24 protein-coding genes are annotated in these 25,252 nt (G+C 47.5%); 6 read left to right on the forward strand and 18 right to left on the reverse strand.

Going from position 1 to position 25,252, the window contains the following annotated elements:
* On the forward strand, positions 1-138 hold a 138-nt coding region (locus EIZ48_RS22790), incomplete at its 5' end, for a transposase (RefSeq protein WP_160652717.1).
* On the opposite strand, the gene EIZ48_RS22795 is transcribed toward EIZ48_RS22790, so the two are convergent.
* Together EIZ48_RS22795 and mrcB are read right to left on the reverse strand one after the other, a co-directional pair.
* Positions 100-597 carry an NUDIX hydrolase gene (locus EIZ48_RS22795; protein WP_160656721.1) on the reverse strand — a complete coding sequence of 166 codons (498 nt, stop codon included), beginning with the start codon at positions 595-597 and terminating at the stop codon, positions 100-102. The two genes, EIZ48_RS22790 and EIZ48_RS22795, sit on opposite strands and share 39 nt — an antisense overlap.
* A gap of 72 nt (positions 598-669) precedes the next feature.
* Positions 670-3,054, reverse strand: coding sequence for a penicillin-binding protein 1B (gene mrcB, locus EIZ48_RS22800; RefSeq protein WP_192928701.1), 2,385 nt, complete (start codon positions 3,052-3,054; stop codon positions 670-672).
* Between the two features lie 206 nt (positions 3,055-3,260).
* On the opposite strand from mrcB, the gene EIZ48_RS22805 reads away from it, so the two are divergent.
* Positions 3,261-3,704, forward strand: a complete 444-nt coding sequence (locus tag EIZ48_RS22805; RefSeq protein WP_160656725.1) for an exoribonuclease R — start codon at positions 3,261-3,263, stop codon at positions 3,702-3,704.
* A gap of 82 nt (positions 3,705-3,786) precedes the next feature.
* On the opposite strand, the gene EIZ48_RS22810 is transcribed toward EIZ48_RS22805, so the two are convergent.
* The 7 genes from EIZ48_RS22810 to EIZ48_RS22840 form a co-directional block, all read right to left on the reverse strand.
* Positions 3,787-5,496: a phospho-sugar mutase gene (locus tag EIZ48_RS22810; protein ID WP_160656728.1), complete on the reverse strand. Its 1,710-nt coding sequence runs from the start codon at positions 5,494-5,496 to the stop codon at positions 3,787-3,789.
* A 358-nt stretch (positions 5,497-5,854) separates the two neighbouring features.
* Entirely contained in the window at positions 5,855-6,376 is a 522-nt protein-coding gene (locus tag EIZ48_RS22815) for a DUF2058 domain-containing protein (RefSeq protein ID WP_160656731.1), read from the reverse strand.
* A 182-nt stretch (positions 6,377-6,558) separates the two neighbouring features.
* Complete coding sequence (locus EIZ48_RS22820; RefSeq protein WP_192928702.1) at positions 6,559-8,049, reverse strand: LruC domain-containing protein; 1,491 nt, start codon at positions 8,047-8,049, stop codon at positions 6,559-6,561.
* On the reverse strand, positions 8,046-8,414 hold the full coding sequence (locus tag EIZ48_RS22825; RefSeq protein ID WP_160656734.1) for a hypothetical protein: 369 nt from the start codon (positions 8,412-8,414) through the stop codon (positions 8,046-8,048). Before EIZ48_RS22825 ends, EIZ48_RS22820 begins: the two co-directional genes overlap by 4 nt.
* 265 nt (positions 8,415-8,679) lie before the next feature.
* Positions 8,680-10,014: an N-succinylarginine dihydrolase gene (gene astB / locus EIZ48_RS22830; RefSeq protein WP_160656737.1), complete on the reverse strand. Its 1,335-nt coding sequence runs from the start codon at positions 10,012-10,014 to the stop codon at positions 8,680-8,682.
* Positions 10,015-10,390: 376 nt separating this feature from the next.
* Positions 10,391-10,777 (reverse strand): hypothetical protein, encoded by a 387-nt coding sequence (locus EIZ48_RS22835; protein WP_160656740.1) that lies wholly within the window; start codon positions 10,775-10,777, stop codon positions 10,391-10,393.
* A gap of 218 nt (positions 10,778-10,995) precedes the next feature.
* Positions 10,996-11,919 carry a cation diffusion facilitator family transporter gene (locus EIZ48_RS22840; RefSeq protein ID WP_160656743.1) on the reverse strand — a complete coding sequence of 308 codons (924 nt, stop codon included), beginning with the start codon at positions 11,917-11,919 and terminating at the stop codon, positions 10,996-10,998.
* 885 nt (positions 11,920-12,804) lie between these two features.
* Here EIZ48_RS22840 and EIZ48_RS22845 point away from each other — a divergent pair.
* Positions 12,805-13,092: a hypothetical protein gene (locus EIZ48_RS22845; RefSeq protein WP_160656746.1), complete on the forward strand. Its 288-nt coding sequence runs from the start codon at positions 12,805-12,807 to the stop codon at positions 13,090-13,092.
* 162 nt (positions 13,093-13,254) lie between these two features.
* Here EIZ48_RS22845 and EIZ48_RS22850 read toward each other — a convergent pair whose 3' ends face one another.
* The gene (locus tag EIZ48_RS22850; RefSeq protein WP_160656749.1) at positions 13,255-13,590 is read right to left on the reverse strand and encodes a hypothetical protein; all 336 of its coding nucleotides are present in this window, start codon (positions 13,588-13,590) and stop codon (positions 13,255-13,257) included.
* 123 nt (positions 13,591-13,713) lie between these two features.
* On the opposite strand from EIZ48_RS22850, the gene EIZ48_RS22855 reads away from it, so the two are divergent.
* Entirely contained in the window at positions 13,714-14,382 is a 669-nt protein-coding gene (locus tag EIZ48_RS22855) for an HD domain-containing protein (RefSeq protein WP_160656752.1), read from the forward strand.
* A 72-nt stretch (positions 14,383-14,454) separates the two neighbouring features.
* On the opposite strand, the gene EIZ48_RS22860 is transcribed toward EIZ48_RS22855, so the two are convergent.
* From EIZ48_RS22860 to EIZ48_RS22880, 5 genes are all read right to left on the reverse strand, one after another.
* Entirely contained in the window at positions 14,455-15,642 is a 1,188-nt protein-coding gene (locus EIZ48_RS22860) for a cystathionine beta-lyase (RefSeq protein ID WP_160656755.1), read from the reverse strand.
* Positions 15,643-15,772: 130 nt separating this feature from the next.
* Entirely contained in the window at positions 15,773-16,480 is a 708-nt protein-coding gene (locus EIZ48_RS22865; RefSeq protein ID WP_160656758.1) for a hypothetical protein, read from the reverse strand.
* 319 nt (positions 16,481-16,799) lie between these two features.
* Positions 16,800-17,699 carry a protein translocase subunit SecF gene (secF, locus tag EIZ48_RS22870; protein ID WP_160656761.1) on the reverse strand — a complete coding sequence of 300 codons (900 nt, stop codon included), beginning with the start codon at positions 17,697-17,699 and terminating at the stop codon, positions 16,800-16,802.
* Positions 17,700-17,702: 3 nt separating this feature from the next.
* Positions 17,703-19,529 (reverse strand): protein translocase subunit SecD, encoded by a 1,827-nt coding sequence (secD, locus tag EIZ48_RS22875; RefSeq protein WP_160656765.1) that lies wholly within the window; start codon positions 19,527-19,529, stop codon positions 17,703-17,705.
* A gap of 251 nt (positions 19,530-19,780) precedes the next feature.
* A complete protein-coding gene (locus EIZ48_RS22880; RefSeq protein WP_240153067.1) occupies positions 19,781-20,317 on the reverse strand; it encodes a hypothetical protein in 537 nt (178 codons plus the stop codon).
* Between the two features lie 203 nt (positions 20,318-20,520).
* Here EIZ48_RS22880 and EIZ48_RS22885 point away from each other — a divergent pair, with 203 nt between their 5' ends.
* Positions 20,521-21,393, forward strand: a complete 873-nt coding sequence (locus EIZ48_RS22885; protein ID WP_160656771.1) for an NAD(P)-dependent oxidoreductase — start codon at positions 20,521-20,523, stop codon at positions 21,391-21,393.
* A 139-nt stretch (positions 21,394-21,532) separates the two neighbouring features.
* Here EIZ48_RS22885 and EIZ48_RS22890 read toward each other — a convergent pair whose 3' ends face one another.
* From EIZ48_RS22890 to EIZ48_RS22900, 3 genes are all read right to left on the reverse strand, one after another.
* Entirely contained in the window at positions 21,533-21,853 is a 321-nt protein-coding gene (locus tag EIZ48_RS22890) for a hypothetical protein (protein ID WP_160656774.1), read from the reverse strand.
* A 120-nt stretch (positions 21,854-21,973) separates the two neighbouring features.
* Positions 21,974-23,182 carry a NupC/NupG family nucleoside CNT transporter gene (locus EIZ48_RS22895; protein WP_075767672.1) on the reverse strand — a complete coding sequence of 403 codons (1,209 nt, stop codon included), beginning with the start codon at positions 23,180-23,182 and terminating at the stop codon, positions 21,974-21,976.
* Between the two features lie 478 nt (positions 23,183-23,660).
* A complete protein-coding gene (locus EIZ48_RS22900) occupies positions 23,661-24,170 on the reverse strand; it encodes a porin family protein (protein ID WP_160656777.1) in 510 nt (169 codons plus the stop codon).
* Between the two features lie 309 nt (positions 24,171-24,479).
* Here EIZ48_RS22900 and EIZ48_RS22905 point away from each other — a divergent pair, with 309 nt between their 5' ends.
* Positions 24,480-25,073, forward strand: coding sequence for a hypothetical protein (locus tag EIZ48_RS22905; RefSeq protein WP_240153068.1), 594 nt, complete (start codon positions 24,480-24,482; stop codon positions 25,071-25,073).
* Positions 25,074-25,252 lie beyond the last annotated feature (179 nt).

The following is a 25,252-nucleotide window of genomic DNA, read 5'->3' on the forward strand; positions in this document are numbered from 1 at the left end:
TCATATCATCTGAATACTTGTACGCTGGAGGGGATCAATAACAAGATAAAACTCATCAAGCGTATGGGATACGGATATCGAGATACGGAATACTTCTTCCTAAAGATAAAAGCAGCTTTCCCCGGAAAGCCGCGATGAACCTTTTTTATTACTGTTGGCAATGGTCTCTTCATTATGAGCTATCGCATCAAAGATATTCAGCCAAACAGGTTTCATACCGTTGTTAACTTCATAGTCTTCCAGCTGAGTATCACCCAGCTCGGCATCTATCGTACAAACGAAGCAATATGATTCCATGTGCATTATGTCATGCTCTGGCTTGTACCATGGTCGGTACTCTTCATACATACCAAAGGCCGAGATATTGCGGATATTGCGAGCTCCCGTCTCTTCCTCAAGCTCACGGATCAAGCCTTGAATGGCGTCCTCACCTTCGTCGATACCACCGCCAGGCAACGTATAGTCATGATAACGCGCGGTGTAGAGCATAAGGATATTTTCACCATCGAGAATGATGCCTCGGGCCGCCTTGCGGTGGAAAATACGGCCTTCAAGCTTCTCAATATCAGGATGAACGGTTGACTTCAGTAATCGCATAGCTCTGTCTATCTACTTCTGTACAAAAACAAGCCGTGCATTCTAGCCCAATACCTAACCCCAAGCTACTTATCACCAGTTAAAGACACGTTTAAAGAAGGTTTCGACATTCTTTATGCAGCTTCTTTTCAACGTACCGTTCGGATCCCACACCGGCAGCTTTGTCGAGCCGATGCAGCTTTGCTCCAACCGTCCCGTTTTCGCCTGGTGATAGGTAAAGTCGGACACCTGCGGCGGAATTCGAAGCACCAACGGCTCTGGATCGCGCCGCTGAATATAATCGGCGTAAAGTCGAAGCGGCCCTGAAGAGCCTGTCAGCTTGGCGCTTTTATTATCGTCTCGTCCCATCCAGATAGTAACCACTTCTCTGCCGTCTACCCCAACATACCAGCTGTCTCGGCCCTTATCTGAGGTGCCAGTTTTCCCGGCCAGGCGTGATGAAGGCAAAATAGAGTTCAGGTAACGCCCGGTCCCCACTGTCACCACCTTCTGCATTCCGTATAGGGTCAGCCAGGACGCCTGCTCAGAAACCACCTGCTCCCCGGATGCCCGCTTTTGATACAACACATTACCGCCGGCATCAACAACTGCACTCAATGCGGTCAACTCGCTTTTTTGACCACCACTGGCAATGGTCTGATACATCTGGGTGACATCGACGGGTGTCAGGGTAAAGGCTCCCAGCAACATAGATGGCAACTTAGGTATTTCATTGCGATCAACCCCTAACCTTTCCATGATATCGATAACTTCATCCAGGCCCACTGCCATCCCAAGATTCACTGTCGGAATATTGTATGACTTCGCCAGCGAAAGATATAAAGGCACCGACCCGCGGTATTGACGGTCATAGTTACGTGGTGACCACTTTTCACCATTCTGCCCTCTTAGCGTCAAGGCACGATCGTCAAGATTGGTGGCAAGCGAAAAACGCCCCGGCTGCTCGAGGGCTGCCAGGTAAATTGCAGGTTTGACAACCGAGCCAATAGGACGCTTGGCATCAATAGCCCGGTTGAAGCCGTCGTAACCCGGACGACTTCCGCCAACCATAGCGCGGATTTCACCGTTCATGCGATCGGCAATAACTACCGCGGTTTCAAGCTCGTTACCAGCACGCTTTTCTAACTGGGGAATTACGTGGCGGACAGCCTGCTCAGCCTTGGCCTGAGAGTCAGGATCCAGGGTCGTGAATAACCGCAATCCCTGACCGGGCTGATAATCATCGACATACTTTTTCAGCTCACGCTGCAACTGACCAAAATAGGCTGGCTGTCGATTGGCTATCTGCCCCTTCTCTTGCAAATCCAATCGCTTGTCAACGGCCAGCTTATAGTCCTCTTCTTCGAGAACGCCATTTTCGACCATTAAGCGCAATACCAGATCCCGTCGACGCTTGGCACGCTCCGGATATCGCCATGGATTATAGTATGAAGGGCCTTTCACCAACCCGACGAGTAACGCCTGCTGATCGAGGCGTAGTTCTGATAATGGCAAGCCAAAATAGAATCGCGAGCCAAGCGCAAACCCATGAACTGCCTCTGCCCCATTTTGAGCCAGGTAAATCTGGTTCAGATAGGCATCAAGGATCTGGTCTTTGCTGTATCGATAATCGATGATTAACGCCATATAGGCTTCTTTAAATTTACGCCACAGGCTTCGCTCGCTGCTAAGAAACAGATTCTTGGCCAGTTGCTGAGTAAGCGTACTGCCGCCCTGTACGGTTCGTCCTGCTTTCAGGTTGGCAACAAATGCCCGGGCAATCGCTGTGGGAGATACTCCGTCATGCTGGTAAAACTCCTTGTCTTCGGTTGCTATCAGCGCCTCAATCAAAGGCTGTGGCATTTCGTCTTTTGGCCGATAGATCCGTTGCTCGTCTGTCTTTGCCTCCAGCATACCAAGTAGCTTTGGCTCGACACTAAAAGTCCCCAGCTCACGGCCGGATTCGACTTCTGAAATCCGTCTGACCTTCGAGTAGTCAAATTCAACAACCACATGTCGCTGTGGCTGCTCACCGTCTCTAAATTCAAACGGGCGTCGAATAAACTCTACCTTGAGTCGGCTGGTTGAATACTCACCGCTTTTCTTCGGAGTCGTAACTTTACGATACTTCAGCACTTCCAACTCGTTGACCAAGTCTTCATACCGGATCACAGCGCCTGGCTGAAGAGTTAACTCACGAGCGTAAACGACAGAGGGCAACTGCCATAGCTGCCCTTCGAACTTATCCGTTACCTTATCGTTAAGGGTATTACCCATCCACACCATGCCAGCTACAATCAACACCATACCAACCAAGCAGCCACGTTTAAGCCGCTTGCTTCTTGTAGAAACACGATGTGTAGATCTTTTTGAAGAGGGGGAAAAAGAAGAAGTGGTCGATTGTGCCTGTTGATTTGATTTCTTGGATGACAGGTGTTGTTCTGCCTCTTGTCGCGATTGCTTGTCTGATGTTGCCATTACGTTCTGTACAGTCAATTACTGAGTAATTGGTTGTCCTAGGAGATGAATTCGGTGCCGACAATACACGAGGCTGATGGCAAGGATGTCATCCGACTGTCAAAGAAACGCCTCCGAACCATCCCCAGCAGTGGAAATGATCTGGAGTTTCACGGCAAAATCGCTCAGAATACGCGCCCTGTTTTAGCTTACTGCCGAGAAAGAAAATGGAACGCGATTACAAACTTGACTGCCTGCTGACAATGCCACGCCACGAGCTGGAAGAGTTCAGCGTAAGAGTAATTGGCCGTATGGTTCCTGAAGAGATGATGCAGGAGCTATTTACCTTCGACCAGGAAGAGATTGATAGCGAAGACCGCCTGAAATCGGCACAGTTTGATGCCATGCTTCGAATGACCGCGATTGCCCTCGGTGAAGTCAAGATGGCTTTCTCCGAGTCTGACAACGCACAGCAAAATACCGAACGCATGATCCGCCTGATCTTGTGGCATTTCTACGCTATGTCCTTCAACCTTGAAGAAGCAGTTACCCTTGAACAGCACTGCGAGCAGGTGGAGAAAATTCTGAATAAAGCACCTGAGGATGCCTTCGGCTGGGTCAAGGTACTTACCGAGCTCCTGCACACATATGCAGAGCTGAGCGAAAAGTAAATATATATACCCAAGCTAGAGTAAGCATTAAAGCCGCCGAACAGTGTCCTGCCCGGCGGCTTGAGTCTTAAACTGTCAGCCATCACGCTGTCAGCGAAGCTTGATGTTGACTGATTAACTCAGCCATTGCCGCCTCTGCACGTTGCTGTGCATGCTCAAGCGTATCTTCATGACTCATCGCCTCAACCACTTCATAGTAGCATTTCAGCTTAGGCTCTGTTCCTGACGGACGCACCACCACGCGCGAATCATCGTCGAGGTAATAGATCAGCACATCGCTGGACGGCAGATCAATCGGTTCAATCTTGCCATCGGCATAAATAGTCTGTGATTTTTTCAAATCATCCGTCTTCACAATGTGGCGACCAGAAATTGTCTCCGGCGGATTGGCTCTCAGGCTATCACCAATTGGCGGCGAACCCGGCTGCAGCGCAATACTCTTTTGGACATTCAGATACAGGCCATGTTCACGGTAGATAGCTTCCAGCTGATCCCAGACAGTCTTGCCATTCACAGCCAGTTCAGCCGCCAGCTGCGCAAAGGCAACCAGTGCAGATAACCCATCCTTATCCCATACCTCGCTACCAACGGTATAACCAAGAGCTTCCTCGTAGGCGAACAAGAATCGGCTCTCATCCGTCTGCTGCTGCATCGCAACATTCGTCAACCATTTGAAACCTGTCAGGGTCTTGTAGTAATTGGCTTCAACCGACTTGGCAACCTGTTTTAATAAGCTTGAAGAAACGATTGTTGCACCCACCAGGTTTTGCCCCGGCTCGGCATGTGTCAGCAGGTAATGCCCAAGCAGCACACCAACCTGATCGCCCGTCAGCATTTGGTATTCGCCCTCTTCCGTTCTGGCTGCAACCGCAAACCGGTCGGCATCAGGATCGTTGGCACACGCCAGGGTGGCATCATGCTTCTTGGCTTCGGCGATTACCATGTCCATCGCTCCCGGCTCTTCGGGATTAGGAAAATTCACGGTAGGAAAACGGCCGTCTGGCTCGCGCTGCTCGGCGACGCTGTAGACCTGGGTAAAGCCAGCATCAGCCAGTAATGCTTCAGCCATATTGGCACCAACACCATGCATGGCAGTGTAGGCTAAGCTGATCCCTTCCGGCTGAGTATGGTTCGACAACAACTTGCTCTTATTCACCGTCTGACGATACGTATCGTAAAATGACTCACTCAGCCAGAACAATAAACCTTGCTGTTTAGCCAGCTCCAAATCAAGCAATTCAATATCTTGCTGGGTAGCGATATCAATCTGCTCGGCAATGCCCGAGTCATGCGGCGGAATGATCTGGGCACCGTTCCCCCAGTAAACCTTAAAACCGTTATATTCAGGCGGGTTATGGCTGGCCGTCACCACAACACCGGCAGCGGTTTCAAAGTGTTTAACCCCAAAAGCCACCATTGGTGTTGGCGCTTCATGGGTGGTCATATACACTTTTATCCCTTGGGCGGTCAGTGCCGAGGCCGTCTCATGGGCAAAGCGCTTAGAGTCTGGACGACCGTCAAAACCGATTATCACACCACGTTCGGCCGCATCTTGCTCTGTTGCCAGCAAATATTTGCCAAGCCCCATCGCCGTTTCTTGAATCACCAAGCGATTCATTCGGTTAGGTCCAGCACCGACAATCCCCCTAAGCCCGGCAGTACCGAATACCAGCCGTCCGGAGAATCGATCTGCCAGCTCTGCTTCAGACTTTGAATCAATAAGCTGTTGTAGCTCATCACGAGTTTTAGGGTCAGGGTCTCGCGCTAACCAACGAGAAATTTCTGTCTTCATTATTGATGTTCCTACGACGTTGATTACATCCACAACTTACTATAAATGATATTCATTCGCATTAACTTATTCATATATCCTATATCTGAAATAACCAAACGCTCAAACTATCGCCTGTTTCAGGCCCAGAAGTCATATTTCACGCTTGGAAAAAAAGCGAAACCAATGAATGAAGTATAGAGGGAATAGCGTTCTCTACCATTTTGTCGCTGAGACAGGAACATTAACTGCTTACAAACCATTAGTTAACGCTATTGCGTTGGCAAGCAGCACTGTTTTGTTATGCAAAAGGGGGGATTGGGGAATAACAAAAAGGTAAAACGGGGTACCAGTCGGCACCCCGAAAGAGTCTGTGCAGTTACCACATCAGATCATCAGGGATCTTGAAGTCTGCGTACGGATCATCCTCATCCATTTCCTGCTCATCGGCAGTATTGTTAACGATGATTGATTCTTCATCACGCTGGCTAATTTTGTCTGCAACCACACCTGGTACAATCGCGTAAGTATCAAGGTAACGGGCAATTGCCAGTCGGCCGCTTACTAACTGGTCCTGAATTGATTTATCGACATAGATTTTCTTGACCAGAGTGCCGTCAGTAAAGTTGTAACCGATTTCGCCATCTTTACACTCGATCCTGTTCATCTCAATCAGCTGTTTCACCTGCGAGGCAATCGCCTTCTTGTCGGCTTCCGCCTGCTTCTTACGGTTTAACTCCTGATCCTGAGCAAGCTGAGCAACTCGGTTGGCTTCAACGGCCGCTTTGGCTTCTTTCGCCTGAGTTCTCGATTTCTTGGATGATTTTCCGGCTTTTTTTAGTTTCTTCTTATCAACAAGACCTGCTTTCAGCATCTGCTCTTGTAACGTTAGCTTTGCCATTTTGACTCCGTCGCGGGCACAGTTTCATTAAACAGTGATAACAACCGGCGTTAACGATGAAAGCTTCGCCGATTGCTTAATTTCATCGTTATATTATCACTGGGCAGGGAGAAACAGGTCAAGCCTAGGTGCCCTTAACAGGCAACAAAACGACCTCGATAGGTCGCTAAGTTGCCTTAATATCAGTCCCACTTCCAAAACCCTTTACCGATCCCTTTAATTTTGGATTCCGAAGGCAGGGTATACCAAGAGGTATTTTGTGTACCCGAGCTAGAGACATACCCTAAAAATGAACTGTATGCTTCGCCTAGGTCGACATGCTCGAGTGGTGGCTCCCAGTCTTCCGGAATGATCACCGCAAATGGGTAGCCCTGTTCATTTTTAAAACCACCGACACCTTCTGCATTGTTTACCGAGCTCCCTAACCGCGAGGCGAACTCTGGCAAATGAATTTCATAGCCGGTATTAGTCACATACAAATAAGGATCATAGGGAGGGAGCGCAACATCCTCAAGGTTCAATGGCGTATCAAAGTCAAACGAGACACTGAATTTTTGCCCCTGTATTAACGATACCTGTGCTTCTGTATTGGCAAACTCAAGACCCGGTATCTGCATCAGGGACTTGGTTCCCTGAAGCAAACGTTGGTCAAAGCTGCCGGACTGAGAAATGGATTTCGGATATCCGCTCTCCTGTTCGCTCGAACCGGCTTTGAACAAGTTTACCGTACCACTTCCCGATGCTTCATCAGGCAAACCAATATGCAGATACCAATCGTGAGTGAAACCTGAGCCACGGGCGATAATATAACCATATACTAGCAAGGAGCTGACTTTGTCATCTTCCATACCAAGGCCGACTCGATAACCGACAACCAGATCATTGAAGTCATAGTCGCTCTTAGCCGGGTAATTGTCCTCATAGGCGGCAATATAATACTCAACAGCTGAAGGATAATAGACCCAAGAGTCAACCGGATTCAAAACCTGCCCCTGAGTGATGACCAATGGTGCCTCGCTTTGACCCGGTGCCAGCCCTGCCAAAAACGTAGAATCTTCCGCACTAACAAGAGCAAGGTCTTCAAAGCCGGCCGTGTAATCATAAAACGCCTCGGGATCCCCCAAAGAGGTATTCGTCTCCAGCAAGGTGATATCTAGCGTTACCGAAGTCGCACTATCAAGGGCCATGTTTACCGGCATAGTGATCAACGCATCATACGAACTTCCGTTTAATTCACTGTTACTGCTGGGTGTGATCAATGACGAGCCTGTCTGGCCTATCAAGGTATAGTAAAGCTTTCGCTCGTTAGAGCCGACTTTAGCCAACATCGATTCGGTTGGTGTCGAAAAGCTGCTAAATGAAGAGCTATTACCGCCTACAACAACAGTGAGTACCGCAGATTCAATCGCCACACCTTGACTGGATGCTTTCTCCGATCCATTAGCAGCTTCATTGACATCAACTGCAAAAATTAATGAGCCGGCGTGCTCAGTTCTCATTGCCTCTAAATCTGCAGCGGAAAGATTATTCTTTTGCTGTTTGGCACGAAATAGATCAATACTCCCGCTTCCTTGCTTAATCGTATCTTTCAACTGAACAGTTACTGTTGCTGCTTGCGCCTGTGGCATTGCCAACATTGCGGCCAACAAGAATCCCCTGAAGTATCGGCTCATAGCTGTCTCTCCCTTGAAATACTATTATCGCCATCTAAATCGCTAAACAGATCAAATTTTACAATCCTCTCGCTATTTGGCAGTGAAAGCGGGAGCGAAACAGGTTTCTGCTTATCTATCTGGCCAAGAAAAAGCACATTACCTGAAGATGAATAGACTTTAAGAAACACCCTATTTCCCGCTAGCGCAAATTGACTAGGATCCAGCTCAAACGCACTGATCCGGTATTGCTCAAACCGTGCATTAGGCGGCGCAATATTATCACTAAGACGGGTACTTTCTGTTGAACCAGATATCGACGGTGAAGATTCCGAACCACAGCCAGCCAAGATGATGCCAATAATTGCCACAAGCGCTTTTTTCATTCCCTACCTCCTAATTCACAATCAGGAACAAGGCATCAGAACTCGTGCCAATCTATATTTCCAATAAAATCAAAGTGTTGAAATCATCATTATATCGAGATTGCAATACACGATTGATTTTGCGATAAAAATAGCAGTCTGACATATCTCTTAATTGAGATATTGCTATTGTTATCAGAGAGTAAGACATCAGTATCTTGGCAATAAAGACACCGATGTAGGTTAAGTCTAAGCGGTACAAGGTGTACCGCTTACTTGGGATGGGTTAACGCTGAAATGGATAAACGGCACCGAGCGAGAGGATTTGCGTTAGTTCGTCTAGTGCTGTGCGGGATTCATCAAGTAGTTGCGGATCAGCGAGATCTGCTTCAACCAGGCTATCGCGGTAATGCGACTCTACCCACAGGTTGAGACGGTTGAACAAGGTCTCATTCATCAAGGTGGAGGGATTCACCGCCTGTTGTTCCTGTTCGTTCAGCACGACACGCAAGCGCAAGCATGCCGGGCCGCCACCGTTGGCCATACTTTGTTTCAAATCAAAAATCTGAACCCTGTCGATACCACGTTTTTCCGCCAGCATCTGCTCGATATACGCCCAGACATTGGGGTTATTGCGGCACTCTTCAGGGAGTACCAGCAAGGTTTCGCCCGAGGGCAAGGCAAGTAACTGCGAGTTAAACAGATAGCTGGTTACGGCATCATCAACCGATACGGCACTGGTCGGCACTTCAATGATATTGAAGTTGCCTGACATTTTCTGGGTAAGCTCGTCATAAACCGCTTGCTGATTCAAAAAAGCCTGCTCATGACAGAACAGAATATCCTTGTTACCTACCGCAATCACATCGTTATGAAAGACGCCCTGATCAATCACTGCCGGATTTTGCTGGGCAATCACCACGTCATCACCTGCAAGCTGGTGCAGTCGCGCTACCGCCTCGCAGGCTTCAAAAGTGTGTCGGGCCGGGAACTTCACCGGCGCTGGGTGGCGGCTGTCAAAGGCATGGCGACCATATACGAAAAACTCAATACCCCGCTCGTCGTACTGATGACAAAAGCGAGTATGGTTCGCTGCACCTTCATCGCCAAAATGCTCGACGGCAGGCAAGGCAGAATGGTGGACAAAATGCTCAGGCGAGGAAAATGTTGCCTTCAGGATCCGGCCTGTCACCTCGTGTTCAATCGAACGGTGAAATTTGTTGGTTAAGTTGGCTGGCGTAAAATGAATCTTGTCGTCAGCCGTATCCGCCGATGGCGATACCGTTGCCGCATTGGCCGTCCACATACTTGAAGCTGAACAACAGGCAGCAAGCACCTTCGGCGCCTGTTTCGCCGCCTGCTCAATCACCGCTTTATCACTACCGGTAAAACCAAGCTGACGCAGGGTCTTTACGTCCGGGCGTTCCTGCGGTGCCAGCACCCCTTGAATCATCCCCATGTCAGACAGGGCTTTCATCTTTGCCAGCCCCTGTTTAGCGGCCTGCTTGGGGTTCGACGGCGCAGCCTGATTTTTAGCCGAAGCGACATTACCAAACGACAACCCGCTGTAGTTATGAGTTAGCCCTACCAACCCATCGAAATTTGCTTCAAGTGCTTTCATAGACATTCCATGTTTGTGTACCACCCCTTAAAGATAACAAAGCATTTACAATCACAACAAGTGTGGTACAAACCGCTAGCTGTAATAGAATCATTAGATATAAACACCAAAACTGAGCATGACTATTCAACTTACCTGACAGTCCAGCAATCACGCCCATGGTAGATATGTCTCCACAAGTACCGACACTCAGGCGGTTCGATTCTGTTCGTCACTTGTTTTTGCCCTATTCAGTCACATTAAGCCAAACTCAAAATACATAATTACTCAGCCTATAAACTGAAAAAGCCAGCCGATGAATGGCTGACTTTTTTTCATTCTGTGTGCCAGATCAGGCTTATTGGTCATAAATCAGCCTTTTCTTGATTGATAAAAGCTACATATCCCACTCAACAATATGCCCTTCGTCATAAACTCCATCGCTATAGGCCGGTGTAAAGTTAATGAAAATGTTGTTTTTAGCGATTGGAACCTGCTCGGCTATGGTATGAGCTATCAGCTCAAGCATCGAGGCTATCTGCTCTTCGGTGTTAAAGTTGGGCGCAATCAGATCAATGAGCAGAGGGTGTGTATTGATCGGCTGGTTGGCTGCAACTTTCCCATGGTGGGAATAGTGTGATTGGGCAAGGTACTCCCAAGTCACCATGATATGCTGCTGCTCAATATTGGCAGCATCAGAAATTGCCTGGGACAGCGCACTAATAACCTGTGGCACAGGGACTTCATGATCAAACGGCAATGATTTGATTCTTACTAATGGCATAACCTACCCTCATCGAAACCGATATCCTCCCCCGAAACTCTCAGGTGAGACATTGATAAGTAACTAAGTTAAAAGCCTAGCGAAGGTCAGCGTTAAGACGCTATCTCAAAGTTGAGACAACCATAAAAAAATACTATAAGCCCCATAAAAAAACACCTGCTCGTTGCAGGTGTTTACCTCTGTATATACCTTTGCGCCTCTAGGCGAATGCTGCCGGCTTAATCACATTGCTTGTTTTCACAGCAGGGGTTGATCACCCGCTCAGCACAGGTATAAGGCTCAATATGAATAATTACATCAACAACCTCATCAATTTGCTTGAGGATGTGTGACTTGAAGTTCTCGCTAATCGTGTGAGCATGATCAACACTCATGGATGGGTCCACCAACAGGTGAAAATCCAGCAAAATCGTGCTTCCCGTGCGACGGCTTCGAATTGCATGCACTTCACGGATATCGGGATCAGACTCAGCATAGCTCTGAATCTTATCTTCTATCTCACTATCAGCTTCGGCCTCTGTCAGTTCCAGCAACGCCGGCCAAAGTATCTCAAAGGCAGCTTTCAAGATCATCGCAGTGACAATCAGTGCCGCCACCTGGTCCAGATAATGCAGATCCGGGAAAAAGAGATTAGCAATTACAGCTACAGCAACCGGCAGCGAACTGAGCGCATCGGAACGATGGTGCCATGCATTGGCGTGCAAGGCCCGGCTATTGATCCTTTTGGCCTGGATGAGCGTCCAGCGATACAGAACCTCTTTAACCAAGATGGAAGCCAATGCGGCAACAAATGCCAGCATTCCCGGCTTGGTGGTTGAATCATGGCCCAATGAGCTAATCGAATCCCAGCCTATTCCCAAACCAACAAAAGCCAGCAACACACCAATAAAAATATTTGTTAACGTTTCAAAGCGGCCATGTCCATACGGATGGCCTTTATCCGCCGGAGCCGTCCAGTAGCGGGAGCCAATAAGGATAGCCGTGTCGGTAACCAGATCCGAAAAACTATGGACGCCATCCGCCACCAGCGCCTGGCTACCAGTTATCTTACCCACTGTTATTTTCAATACGGCCAAGCCGACGTTAGCGATCGAGCCAACCCATGTGGCCTTCTGAATAACTTTTACCGGGGTCTCTGACATGACTTTATCTCGTTATGGAACAGCCAATTATGATACCTGAATTCTGATCGAATCATGAACAATATTGGCAGCTGGCATCAAGGCATTGGCTTTTTGTACGCAACACAGTCCTTATCAGCATTTTATTCTATCAGTTACACTTAACTAACGGTAACCGGCACTACCTTCATCTAAGTCCTTCCAGCGGTTCGTCTAATCTGGTGATTTTCTTGTCTGATAGCGCTAATTTAATGAGTTTCAGCTATGTGCAAATCATTGGTCACTGCAATTACGGGTTTATATTTGATTGGTTGCACAACCACATCGACCTCCCCCGCTTTCGACGACGCTTCAGCCCGGCAATTTCGTCAACAGCAGATGGAGTTATATCGGACGATGGATATGATGCCTCGTCCTCAGCCAATTATTATTTTAAGACCGAATAAAGCCTAAGATACAGTCGAATAATTGACGCTATTATATTCAGCGTCAAATTTCCCACTAATTACTGCTAATTCACTTTTATATTTCATTAGTAACAAATTATCTTCTAATATAAATGGCAACAAATTGCATACCTAAACCAATAAGCACTTAGTTTAATAACGAGCAAGGTTAATATCCAAAATCGATTTTTTGATATTAATAAATATATTTAAATGATAGATCTTAATACTTAATAACAATTTATCTATATTGCTATTTGGTATATTTGTGTATTGTTTTATTAGTGGTTCGTCACTGAAGGTAGGATATGGGATATTTGTACTTAGTCGTTTTCATTTAAAACACTACAAAGATCACATTACTTGAATAAAGCTACTGAATTCAAATTGAAAAATCCTGTCTTCCTCCCATAATAGACACATCAATACAAAGATATTGATATTGACAAAAAGGACTTTTATGAGACATATCGCCGATTTTATCGAGCAACTTGAAAGGGGCGATGACCCTTTCAATATCTGGGTATATTCCAGTAAAGGTCATTATAGTCAATTTAGCAATCAAGGTAATAAGCAACATAAACCAAACCTCTACAAAGCACTGGATCAGCATCTTCAAATCGTTGTTGAAATGAATAATGATGCAAATGATGATGCATACTTGCTGCTTCCAGAGGTTCATGCGGTTGTTCCTGTAGCATTCCGTGAAGGCCAAGTTTACTCACTGACAAGACCTACTGCTGCGTAAGCATCAGTTGCATAATATAAATATCGGTATCAACAATGATTAAGAAAAAAATCAGGCTAGGTTTATTTCTTCATTTCCGGTAGGAATATTGAGCAGAATAAAAACAGACCCTCGGGTCTGTTTTTTTCTTTATTATCAGCTAAGAATAATTGCTGTCCCAAATTAGTAACTACCCTGTGCCGGAACACTTGAGATCTTCGACGTTGGCATTATTCTTCGGACACCGTCCTTGCAAGCCGCATTGCCATCATCCCAACCTTCGTTAAACCGCGTATCACTGTTATCTAGCGTAATGTCTTTCAGGTAATCCATGTCAGGCTGCCCTTTTAAATTCAATGCACTCTCGCAGCCTTGGTTATAACCGTAATGATAAATACTGTCATACTCGACACTACTTACATACTCATCAGGAAACAGCTGGTAATTCTCAATCTCCGAGCTGCTACACCCCATTACGCCAAGTGCCACTATTGCGATTACCGTCAGTTTATAGTTCATGGTGATTCTGGCTCCTTACATCTGCCTAATACAAAAGCAACCCCAAAATGCTGGTCTCACTCTGAATCTGCATATTGAAGTAGTTTGGGTATAACATTAGTCTAGACAAAGACTTGAGCTCGTATGGAATCATTTAAGGTTATCGCTGTGACTGAACTTCAACTCGAACAATTCGAACACCAACTGAAAGACTATGTTGTACAACAAATGACCACAGATCCGGCCCATGATCTCAGCCATATTGAACGTGTTGTTGCGGCAGCGAAGTCATTCGCCATCACCGAAAATGCCAAGCCGGAAGTGGTTATCCCGGCAGCTTGGCTTCATGATTGCGTATCTCTGCCCAAAAACCACCCAGAGCGGCACAACAGCTCTAAACTTGCCGGCATTGAAGCAATCCGCGTCTTGGCCGAGATAAACTATCCGGTTATCTTCTTTGATGAAATTAAACATGCCATTGAAGCCCATAGCTACAGCGCCAATATCGTCCCCCGAACAATAGAAGCTGCAATCGTCCAGGATGCCGATCGCATTGATGCCCTCGGTGCCATTGGCATCGCACGCTGTATCCAGGTTGGCAGCTCATTCAAGTCTCGCCTTTACTCCGATGACGACCCGTTTTGCCAGCAGCGTGAGTACAACGACCGGGCATTCTGTGTCGACCATTTCTATAACAAGCTATTCAAGCTGGAGAATACAATGAACACGGAAGCAGGAAGAAGAGAAGCGCACACACGAACGGCTTACATGAAAGGATTTTTAGCCCAGCTACAAGATGAGATCGGACTATAAAACGCCCCTGCTCTATACGCAAACAGGCCGCAATAGCGGCCTGTCTGATATAGCTTTGTTACTCTAGCAGCACTAGCTATTCAACACGGCATTGAAGCGCTCAAACCCTTTTTCCAAGTCACGAATTAGATCGTCACAGTCTTCCAGGCCGATATGCAGGCGTAACATTGGTCCGGCAAAGTCTTTTTTCTTGGCGGTACGGATCGTGTTGATATTCTCATTGGCCAAGATCAGGCTTTCAAAACCGCCCCAGGAATAGCCCATGCTAAAATGCTCCATCCCGTCCAGCAGTGCTGTTAGCGCCTCGGTATTTCCGCGGTTCAGCACCAACGAAAAGAGGCCATTACAACCTTTGAAATCACGTTGGTAGAATTCGTGTCCTTCACAGCTTTCCAACGCAGGGTGGCGGACATGATCGACTTCTTCACGCTCTACCAGCCATTTGGCAATTTTCAGGCTATTCTGTTCATGCTGTTTCAGGCGGACACCTAACGTACGCAATCCGCGCATTGCAAGATAGACATCATCGGGAGACGTACACTGGCCCATCAGATAGCTACTTTCACGTAGCTGATCCCAGCAGCGTTCATTAGCCGTAGCCGTACCGAGCATGACATCAGAGTGGCCGACAATGTACTTAGTTGCGGCCTGAATCGAAATATCAACACCGTGCTCAAAAGGCTGGAAATTAATGGGAGAGGCCCAGGTATTATCCAGCATCACGACAAGATCATGCTCATGGGCAATGCGTGCCAAGGTCGGCACATCCTGTACTTCCATGGTGATTGAGCACGGAGACTCAAGAAATAGTACAGTGGTGTTTGGACGGATCAAATCCCGGATCCCCTCACCAATCATCGGATCATAATAGGTTGTCTCAACACCCATTTTATCCAGCATCTTATCGCAGAAATCTCGGGTTGGCTCATACACCCCATCAACCATCAGGATATGGTCGCCCGCTTTAACAAAGGACAGGATTGCATTCGATATTGCTGCTGTACCACATGGATACAGTGCACAACCTACTCCCCCCTCCAACTCAACCATGGCTTCTTGAAAGGCAAAGTGGGTATTGGTTCCACGGCGGCCGTAAAATAGTTCTTTATTAGCGCGGTTTGCCGTCGCATGCTTCATCTCAGCAACAGAGTCGAAAACAATGGTCGAAGCTCGGCTCACTGGCGGGTTAACCAAATGCTGGGTCCACTTCTTGGTGCGCCCAGCGGTCACAATTTTAGTATCTAACTCTTTCTTTCCCATGATCTACCCAAATTTCCTTTTCAAAAGCATTCTATACCCAAACTACCTCAAGATAGCCGTTTCAGCGAGAAATACTTGGGTATATGAAATTAACACAATTGATGAAGGCTTGGGTAGCCGTCGGTTTTCTTTACCTTGCCGCGGCATAACGGGGAACGACACCCATTTCACGCGTGTGATTCTGTGGGTGGTCTGCAGCAATAAACTCAACAGTGCGGGGATCAATCATTTCCAGGTGAGCACGATAGTTCAGGCATGCACGCATAATTTCTACGTTATTGGCAACTTTGGCCGTCAGTACCGTTAGCAAAATCGCCTTATAGGCAAAGTGGCGGTGTAAATCGATGGCAACATCCACTGAGCAGGGTTTGCCCCCGGTGGGACGCAATACCTGTAGGGCCTGCTTTTTCGGATATAGCTGGAAAACATTATGGTTGATGTTTTTAGCTCGCTTGATCATATTGCGAATTTCGCAACGTGAAACGGGACTATAACAGCCATGGCACTCATCACCAGCAGCACTCTTCAGGTACTCATGATGCAGCGGTGAAACTTCACCATCCTGGCTTGGCAGGCTGAGGAAAATGATATCTTCATAATCATCACCCAAGGTATGGAAAATACCCCGAGTCTGGGCGACGAAACCTTTGCCCAGCAGACAATTGATGGCTTTTAGCCCGGACAGGTACTGGGCCAGTATAGACAGCATTACGGCCTGCATATTCTCGTGATTCTGTACTGCTGGTACCTGGTCTGCTTCAGGTGACAACAACTCATGCAATTGCGTTTCTACAAATTGAACAATCTGATGGTTTAGCTTCATTTCTGTATCATACATAATGTCGCCCTTGTCATTTATCAGTGTATTAAGTAGGACTCTTCATGCTCACTATTGATAAATGCAATATTAATACCGGTTAATATCTACCTTTATCACTGCCATTTTGAGGATATCTGTGACAGGAACCTCACTTTGAAAACAAATATTAAAATTATTATCGACAAGTTATTCGCATTTTGCCTGCATAAAAATGAAAAAAAGACAAATTAATTCAAGACGTCTCTACTTTAAAACACTTTGATGACCAGAAAACTAGACAAGGCCGCGTACTGCGGCCTTGGAGTATCGGGAGCCATAAAGGCTATTATCAAGCCTGTTACGGCTCATCCGTCAGAGGTTTAGGCATGTAGTGCTCGGCACGCAAACCAAACAGTTCCGGCAATGAGGTACCGACCGAGATCGAAGACCAGGTGCCGGTAATAATCCCGATAAACAGCGCGACCGCAAACCCTTCCAGCGGCCCGCCACCCAGCAACCACAGGGCACCGACAGTCATCAAGGTGGTACCGGATGTCACAAGGGTGCGCGAGAATGTCGCAGCAATCGCTTCGTTGTTAATCGCCTGTATCGGCTTGTCCGGTTTTGCAATGAGTAGCTCGCGGATCCGGTCTGCGATGATGATCGAGTCATTGAGTGAATAGCCTAAGATAGCCATCACGGCTGCAAGAACAGTCAGGTTGAACTCCATCTGTGTCGCAGCAAAAAAGCCAAGCACGAAAATTACATCATGGGCCAGCGCAAACAACGAGCCCGAGGCCAGTCGCCATTCAAAGCGGTAGCTGAGATAGCCCAGGATACACAATACCGCCACCAACAGCGCCAACCCTCCTTGCTCAGCCAGTTCCTGACCCACTTGCGGTCCAACAATGCTGGTATTCAATACACTGACCTCTGTCGCCAACGGGGCAAGGAGCTGAACGATGGATGGCGCTTGTTCATAGGTTTCCGGAACGGCGTAGCGCAGCACCCAACGCCCCTGCTCGCCGGCAGACACAACACTCACCTCCTGGTTCAGGCCAGCTTGCAGCAATGGCTCAATTTCACTGCTGGTGATTGCCGGATCAAGCTGGATCTCGCTAACAACACCACCGGTAAAATCCAACCCCCAGTTTAATCCCCGGCTTGCAACCATAAATATCGAAATAACCATCAGCAGAACAGACACGATGCTGGTGAAGTGTCGCCACTTGGTTGCATTTTTTATCATAAGACTCATCACTTAAACCCTCACTTCGCGGCTAGCATCACGTCCCCACACCAAGTTGATAATGGCGCGGGAAGCAAATATTCCAGTAAACATACTGGTCAACAGTCCTAGCCCCAGTGTCAGGGCAAAACCCTGAATCGGGCCGTTTCCGATGGCATACAGCACGACGGCTGTGATCATCGTGGTAAAGTTGGCATCAAATATCGTGCTAAATGCACTACTAAAGCCACGATCTATCGCTTGGGCAAAACTGCGCCCTTCCTTCAGTTTGTCCTTGATCCGCTCAAAAATAAGCACGTTGGTATCAACAGCCATACCGACAGTCAGCACCAAGCCCGCAATCCCCGGCAATGTCAGCACTGCCCCCGGGATCAACGCCATCAACCCAAACAGCATCACCATGTTTGCCACCAGGGCGACGTTGGCCACCCAGCCAAGTCGACGGTACCAAGCCGCCATAAACAGCAGGGTCATCCCTAGCCCCAGAGCAAGTGCCGCAAACCCATTTTCGATGTTTTCCGCCCCCAGCGTCGGACCAATTGTCCGCTCTTCGACAATCGTCACCGGGGCTGTCAGCGAGCCGGCTCGCAACAGCAAGGCCAATTCCTGGGCATCCTGAATAGACCCCGCCCCTGTGATCCGAAAACGATTTCCGAGCTGGCTCTGAATGGTCGCTACACTGATAATGCTGCTGGTTTGTTTGGCATTCCCCTCACTATCACGACTGTATTCACTGAATGCTGTTGCCATCGGCTTGCCGATGTTATCGCGTGAAAAATCAGACATCATTTTCCCGCCGGCATGGTCAAGAGTAATGTTCACCTCTGCCGTCCCCATCTCGCCAAAGCTGGCACGGGCATCGACAATATGATCTCCGCCCAGCACCGGTTTACGTGCAACTCTCACCGGCCTGCCGTCTTTATCCTTCATTTCCATGGTGCTACCGGTTCCCGGTTCTTTGACCGCATAGAAAGCCAGGCTAGCTGTTGCCCCAATGACACTTTTGGCAGCCGCAGGATCCTGTACGCCAGGCAGTTCAATTCGAATGCGGTTCTCTCCCTGTCGTTGCACCAAGGCTTCAGTTATACCGAGCTCCTCTATACGGCTTCGCATGGTTTGCAGGTTTTGCTGAACCGTGAGATTTCGCAGTGCGGTTTTCTCATCGTCTTTCAGAACCAGCTTTACGCCCGCTCCGCTGGCATTAGTTAGCTGCCAGTGCGGATAGCTTTGGCGAATAAACTGGCGTACCGCACTATTTGCTTTGGCATCTGGCAGACGGACTATCAACGTATCCATGCCTGAAGCCTCAACGCGTGCGCCTCGGATCCCGTCCTGACGAAATTGCTGACGAAGCTCCTCACTTAGCTGTTCCCCCTGGGCCTTGAAGACTTGATCAATATCTACATCCAGCAAAAACTGGACGCCACCGCGTAAGTCCAATCCCAGTTTAATCGGGGCAAACCCCATACTCTGCAGCCACTGCGGGGCAGCAGGTTCCAATGCCAATGTCAGTACTGACTTATTGTTGGCCTTATCATTGATCAGATCAGCCAGCACTGTTCTTGCCGCCGTCTGCTGACTGTCATTGTCGAGAACAACAGTAGTTTTGCCATCTTGCTGTTCAATACGTTTGACGGCTATTCCTTCATTAGTAAGCTGTTGCTGAAGTACCAGAACCGACGGGAGCTTCGAATTCGACCCGGCAATCTGCACGGCAGCATCCTCCCCATACCAGGTTGGAATTGCGCTGAGCAGCATGATCATAACGGTAACGACCAGCACCACGTATTTCCAAGCCGGATAGTGGTTAAGCAGCCGCTGTTGATTGGTTTTTCTCATTAGTAATGCACCATCTTTTTCACCAGCGATAGAACTGGTGAAATATCAATCTGTCCTGAATGCACGACAATTGATTGCGGCAAGGCATAAGCTCGCAGCAATTTACTTGACGTAAACTCAGTAGGAACCAGTCATTTTTGGCATTAAACGGCCTTGGCCGGCAGTGCCGAACGCTGGTTTTGGATCAGGCAAGTCAGGTTCCTTGCTATAGCCAGCAAGATCCATCAGCAACTTGCGCCGATCAAGATTTCTCAGGTGCGGAGAAAAGGAGGTTGGTAGATGGTGTAGGTGAGATTAGTCTCTTTCCAGCCCGATATTCGGCATGAGGGCGGATTTGTATTCAACATCCAATTAAGGCTGTCACTGAAGTTGACGCAATAACCCACAACCAGAGAAGGTGCCGGTTCGACCGGTAATTCTATCGCCAGTTGATAAAGGGGCTGCACTTCTTCCGGATCATGGTGTGCCAAACTGGCCATACGTGAAGAGTTGACTAATGCCGGGTCATAGTCGCGATGTTCAGTGGAGTGTTGTTTATGAGGCAGCGAACTGCCCTGCTCGGACTTGATCTCGGACTTAGAACTGTGTTGCCGGGAAAAATCCCAGACAAGCGTACCTTGTTCCGTCGCCGCCTGACTGCTGTCGGTGTGAGCACTGGCATCGTTCAGATCAAGCTTGGAAGATTCGGTAAGATGCTGGCTGACGCTGGCAGGCAACGCCAAGCGGATAGCCGCTTGATCGGTTTCGGCATGAGCAAACGAAGCAACGCCCAGACAGAACACCAACATTATTGCTCGAAATAAACTCGCCAGCATATATTCAACATCATAAATAAGAACCAAAACATCATAGGGTGCCAACCGTAATTGCACAAGGGATTATTTGCCCTTGATCACACTTTCTATTTCTAGCCGCCACCAAATAGGCATTGAATGTTAATAATTTGATCGTTATATTTCATCAACATACTGCATTACAGGGAAGCTAACACATGACAACCAAACACATCGCATTTATCGGGCTCGGCACTATGGGCTTCCCAATGGCCGGACACCTGGCTAATGCAGGCCATCAGGTCACTGTCTATAACCGTACCACAGCCACAGCAGAAAAATGGGCGGCGCAATATGACGGTAACATCGCCCTAACGCCGGCGGAAGCGGCGAAAGATGCCGAGTTTATTTTCACCTGTGTGGGTAACGATGAAGACGTCCGCCAGGTCTATAAGGCAACCGATGGGATTCTGTCCACTGTCAAACAAGGAGCAATCCTTATCGACAACACAACAGCATCGGCCGAAGTTGCACGCGAAATTGCCCAGGCGGCCTCAGAAATCAATACCGCTTTTCTTGATGCCCCGGTATCAGGTGGTGAGGCCGGTGCGGTCAATGGCTGCCTGACTGTTATGGTCGGTGGTAACGAGGAAGTCTTTGCTAAGGCAAAACCAATCATTGACTGCTTTGCCAAAGCGACCACTTTGATGGGAGATGTCGGTTACGGCCAAATCACCAAAATGGCCAACCAAATCTGTATCGCCGGTGTGCTACAAGGGCTGTCAGAGGCCATTACACTAGCCAAGTCAGCAGGCCTTGATATCGAGAAGATGACAGATGTGCTCAAGCATGGCGCTGCCGGGTCCTGGCAGCTGGAAAACCGCGCTGTCACCATGGCAGAGGACAAGTTTGACTTTGGATTTGCGATTGACTGGATGCGCAAAGATCTTGGCATTTGCTTTGAAGCCGCAGAAAAGCTGGGGGTCGACCTCCCCCTCGCCAAGCAGGTAGATGAAAAATACGGCAAACTTCAAGAACGAGGGTTTAACCGTGCAGATACCTCTGTCTTAATTAAGCAGTTCGATGAATAATCGTCACTGAACAACAGTTATGCAGGCTGGTCTCTGCTGCGATTAGGAAGCAGATACCAGCCTTAACGCCAATCAATGTGTGCTTGGCAGCCTCGTTTCCTGATCTTCGCCGGAGCAAGTTGCATGGTTAGCTCCATCGTCAGAACAGGCTAAAAATAGCTCCCCACAGACGATCATTCGCTTCACGTTTCTCCTCGACATCACGCATCACTTCATGAGTCGGTGTAAATTCTTGATACCGTTGTATCTGGTTATCCTTTGCTGAAGAAGGCTCTGTCTGAAAACTGAAAGCAACATCTTGTTGCTTCTCACGCGTTTTCGTCACGGGCTCAGGCGCGGGCTCCTGACTGAACTCTAATTGCTGGCTCAGCAATGCATCATCATTCAGAAAGGTTTCTGCATAGCTCTGGGCTGATACTAACCAGAGGCTAGCTGCTAGTAGGATGACAATAAACCGCATTGTATTAACCTGCCTATTATATATCTCTGTCAATGACACCATAATAAAACATCGTATTATATTTTTTCAAGATATAAAAAAACCGCCACAGATATGGCGGTTTTTCTGGAAGGTACAGAATTACAGGCTTACAAAAATTCCTGCCAGCGCCGCACTCATCAGGTTTGCCAGCGTAGCAGCAAGCACAGCCTTAAAGCCCAGGCTCGCCACATCACCGCGACGCTCTGGTGCCATCACACCGATAGAGCCAATCTGAATGGCAATCGAACCGATGTTTGCAAAACCACACAGGGCAAAAGTAATGATGACCTGGCTTTGAGAAGACAGCGTTTCTTTGACATTAACGAAATCAAGGAAAGCAACAAATTCGTTCAGGATCATCTTCTGACCAATGAAAGCACCGGCTTGAAGCATTTCGCTCGCAGGTACGCCAATGATGAATGCCAGCGGTGAGAAGATATAACCCAGGATAGCCTGCATCGTCAGGTTCTGGACACCGACCCATTCACCCACCATCTCAAGACCGGCATTAGCCATGGCAATAACGCTCACAAAAGCTATCAGCATCGTACCAATCGCCACCGCGACCTTCATACCGTTCATCGCACCGGCTGCCAGCGCATCAATCGCGTTGCTGTGATCGCTTTTAGCCATTTCAATGTCAGCTTGCTCTAATGCTTTGCCTTGCTCCGGAACCAGAATCTTAGCCATCAGCAAACTACCCGGTGCTGCCATAAAACTTGCTGCAATCAAGTATTTCAGATCAACACCCAACCCTGCGTAACCGCCCAAAACACTTCCCGCGACAGATGCCATACCACCGGTCATCACGGCAAATAGCTCAGAGCGTGACATTTTAGGAAGGAAAGGCTTAACCAGCAGCGGTGATTCACCCTGAGAAAGGAAGATATTGCCCGTAGCAACCAGAGATTCTGCTCGGCTTGTACCCAACGCTTTTTGAATACCACCACCGATCACTTTAATGACCCATTGCATGGCACCAAGATAATAAAGAAGGGAAATCAGAGCACTGATGAAAATAACGAGGGGAAGGACGCGAACTGCAAAAATAAAACCGGAAGTAGCCAGGTCACCAAACAGGAATTTAATTCCTTCATCGGCAAAGCCCAATACGCTGGCAATGCCACTGCTCATGGCTCCCAACATCATTTGCCCTACCGGTACATACAATACCAAAGCGGCAAAACTTGCCTGTAAAAACAACGCTCCACCAACGGTACGCCAATTGATTGCCTTACGGTTTTCAGATAACGCCCAAGCGCATACTACCAGCACAAAAATACCGGCCAAACTAATTAACAACTGCATTATTTCGTCCTGTTGCTTCTAATAAATGGGATGCCGAAATATGAAGGTGTTACTGCCTGCTGCAATAGAGGAACCACTGCTTTCGGGGAGAAAGCAAAATAGGAGGGTTCTGAACGAGAATGTTCAGAAAATGGTGTGTCCGCCCATATATACAACATACAAGTCACCTTGATAACAAGCTAAAATAACGCCGGTCCAACTCCGTGGGTCGTTCACATATCCATGGTGACAGCTTGTAACTAAGGTGGCTGAACTCGATGGTTCTGGCCGGAAGCGGAGTATATAGAGATACAGATCACATTAACAACCCGAAAGCGGCTTTTTTTTGTGATCTAGATTTGATTGCGCATGAAGTAGGCAATTATTGCGGAATATGGTTTTATTTCTGCCAGCCAGGGATCCGCGTGATTCTGTATACGCAAAAACAACAAGAAGGGAATTACTCCCCTCTTGCTGCTTTAATCATCTGTACAAGGAATTAGAACTTGTAATCGACAGAAAGGACAACTTGTTGAGAGTAATCAATCTTGGTGTTGTTCTCGCTGTAGTCCTGATCGAGGTAGCGATAAGTCAGGTCTGTTGACCAGTTATCATTGATTTCGTACATTGCGCCCACTTGTCCGCCCCAAACAAAATCCGACGAGCTTTCACCGGCAATCTTGCTGTCCGCAACACCTGCCGATACACCTGCAAATAAGTTAACCTGCTGGGCAACAGGAACCAGGTAATCATAAGATGCCAGGAACATATTCTGTGATGACTTATCCATATAGCTATAAGTACCCATCACACGGTGATGATCATTTATGATGGCGCCACCACGTAACTGATAAGTTGCATCTTCACCGTTTTGGGCAGAATCGCCTTTAATACTATCTTCCTGATAACCAACACCCGCACCTACGAACCAGTCAGTGTCGGCAGCGAAAGCCGGCATTGCCACAACAGAAGCCAAAGTAATGGTTGAGATAACGGCTAATTTTTTCATCAGTGATACTCCTAAATGTCTTTATTCAAGGGCGAAGCTTTTCTCATGGCCCTTCGTTTTGTTGATGCCTAATCTACACCGCTTTACTGAACTCAACCTTAAAATAGAAAACAATGTTTTATATCTGAACTCTTGCTGAACACTGGCTGTTTCTTGAGGTTAATTAGTGTTACTTCAAGTTTCATACAGCATTGAAGAAACAGTTAAGTGATTTATATTGCTGGATGTCTTTCGGAAAATTGTGTTCAGAATTGACTATCTGTTCGCGCAAGGCATAATTTGCTGATAAGAAATAACAGGCGGCTCTCGATGGCATACGCTCGAATTCAGACGTTAATAACTTCCCCGTGTCAGGCTTGGATAGCCTCGATTGCCATTGTCTTTTTCACGGTACTCTTTTCTGGCCAGGCACAGGCCAATCAATATGTCTCCGAGCTAAAACTGCTAAACTACACAGACAGTTACGGTAATGTATCCCTGCGAAACGCAAAAAATCTGACTTTACCAGATCCCATGACAGTCAATGGCAACCTAAACCTTGAATACAGCAACATAGAGCAGCTACCGCGAAAGCTGAAAGTGAAAGGAAACCTGAATCTCGCGTATAGTGCCGTCAAGCAATTACCAAGGCAGTTAGTGGTGTTTGGTTATATTAATCTTGCCCATTCTCAGGTCACATATCTAAACACAGGTCTTCAGGTAAGAGGGGATCTAAGTTTGATGGGTACGAAAATAGAACAGCTTCCTCCATACCTTTACGTTGGTGGAGATCTTTATCTTGCCAACTCGGCAATTACAACCCTGCCAAAATTTCTGGTTGTAAAAGGTGATATTTATCTTGGTGGTATTCAACTTAGCGAAATACCTGATGATATAACCGTTGAAGGGAAAATCTATCAGTAGCGAGTATTGATTTCTTACAGCGCATCGCTATATATCGAATCAACGCTCTGTCATCCCCTGCAAATAGCAAACGTTTGCTTTCGTGGTTAAATGAAATATATTTCAGCCGAATCGAAATAAGAGCTGGGAAATAAATCTTTATAGGGGGGATATTGCCAGAAACACGCTTACAACTTCTT

This window comes from Photobacterium alginatilyticum (assembly GCF_009910675.1).
Classification (GTDB): Bacteria; Pseudomonadota; Gammaproteobacteria; order Enterobacterales; family Vibrionaceae; genus Photobacterium; species Photobacterium alginatilyticum.

What these genes read in the sequence shown, in the direction of transcription:
- EIZ48_RS22795 (WP_160656721.1), bottom strand. Translation starts at nt 597, where the DNA reads ATGCGATTACTGAAGTCAACCGTTCATCCTGATATTGAGAAGCTTGAA.
- mrcB (WP_192928701.1), bottom strand. Translation starts at nt 3,054, where the DNA reads ATGGCAACATCAGACAAGCAATCGCGACAAGAGGCAGAACAACACCTG.
- EIZ48_RS22805 (WP_160656725.1), top strand. Translation starts at nt 3,261, where the DNA reads ATGGAACGCGATTACAAACTTGACTGCCTGCTGACAATGCCACGCCAC.
- EIZ48_RS22810 (WP_160656728.1), bottom strand. Translation starts at nt 5,496, where the DNA reads ATGAAGACAGAAATTTCTCGTTGGTTAGCGCGAGACCCTGACCCTAAA.
- EIZ48_RS22815 (WP_160656731.1), bottom strand. Translation starts at nt 6,376, where the DNA reads ATGGCAAAGCTAACGTTACAAGAGCAGATGCTGAAAGCAGGTCTTGTT.
- EIZ48_RS22820 (WP_192928702.1), bottom strand. Translation starts at nt 8,049, where the DNA reads ATGAGCCGATACTTCAGGGGATTCTTGTTGGCCGCAATGTTGGCAATG.
- EIZ48_RS22825 (WP_160656734.1), bottom strand. Translation starts at nt 8,414, where the DNA reads ATGAAAAAAGCGCTTGTGGCAATTATTGGCATCATCTTGGCTGGCTGT.
- astB (WP_160656737.1), bottom strand. Translation starts at nt 10,014, where the DNA reads ATGAAAGCACTTGAAGCAAATTTCGATGGGTTGGTAGGGCTAACTCAT.
- EIZ48_RS22835 (WP_160656740.1), bottom strand. Translation starts at nt 10,777, where the DNA reads ATGCCATTAGTAAGAATCAAATCATTGCCGTTTGATCATGAAGTCCCT.
- EIZ48_RS22840 (WP_160656743.1), bottom strand. Translation starts at nt 11,919, where the DNA reads ATGTCAGAGACCCCGGTAAAAGTTATTCAGAAGGCCACATGGGTTGGC.
- EIZ48_RS22845 (WP_160656746.1), top strand. Translation starts at nt 12,805, where the DNA reads ATGAGACATATCGCCGATTTTATCGAGCAACTTGAAAGGGGCGATGAC.
- EIZ48_RS22850 (WP_160656749.1), bottom strand. Translation starts at nt 13,590, where the DNA reads ATGAACTATAAACTGACGGTAATCGCAATAGTGGCACTTGGCGTAATG.
- EIZ48_RS22855 (WP_160656752.1), top strand. Translation starts at nt 13,714, where the DNA reads ATGGAATCATTTAAGGTTATCGCTGTGACTGAACTTCAACTCGAACAA.
- EIZ48_RS22860 (WP_160656755.1), bottom strand. Translation starts at nt 15,642, where the DNA reads ATGGGAAAGAAAGAGTTAGATACTAAAATTGTGACCGCTGGGCGCACC.
- EIZ48_RS22865 (WP_160656758.1), bottom strand. Translation starts at nt 16,480, where the DNA reads ATGTATGATACAGAAATGAAGCTAAACCATCAGATTGTTCAATTTGTA.
- secF (WP_160656761.1), bottom strand. Translation starts at nt 17,699, where the DNA reads ATGAGTCTTATGATAAAAAATGCAACCAAGTGGCGACACTTCACCAGC.
- secD (WP_160656765.1), bottom strand. Translation starts at nt 19,529, where the DNA reads ATGAGAAAAACCAATCAACAGCGGCTGCTTAACCACTATCCGGCTTGG.
- EIZ48_RS22880 (WP_240153067.1), bottom strand. Translation starts at nt 20,317, where the DNA reads ATGTTGGTGTTCTGTCTGGGCGTTGCTTCGTTTGCTCATGCCGAAACC.
- EIZ48_RS22885 (WP_160656771.1), top strand. Translation starts at nt 20,521, where the DNA reads ATGACAACCAAACACATCGCATTTATCGGGCTCGGCACTATGGGCTTC.
- EIZ48_RS22890 (WP_160656774.1), bottom strand. Translation starts at nt 21,853, where the DNA reads ATGCGGTTTATTGTCATCCTACTAGCAGCTAGCCTCTGGTTAGTATCA.
- EIZ48_RS22895 (WP_075767672.1), bottom strand. Translation starts at nt 23,182, where the DNA reads ATGCAGTTGTTAATTAGTTTGGCCGGTATTTTTGTGCTGGTAGTATGC.
- EIZ48_RS22900 (WP_160656777.1), bottom strand. Translation starts at nt 24,170, where the DNA reads ATGAAAAAATTAGCCGTTATCTCAACCATTACTTTGGCTTCTGTTGTG.
- EIZ48_RS22905 (WP_240153068.1), top strand. Translation starts at nt 24,480, where the DNA reads ATGGCATACGCTCGAATTCAGACGTTAATAACTTCCCCGTGTCAGGCT.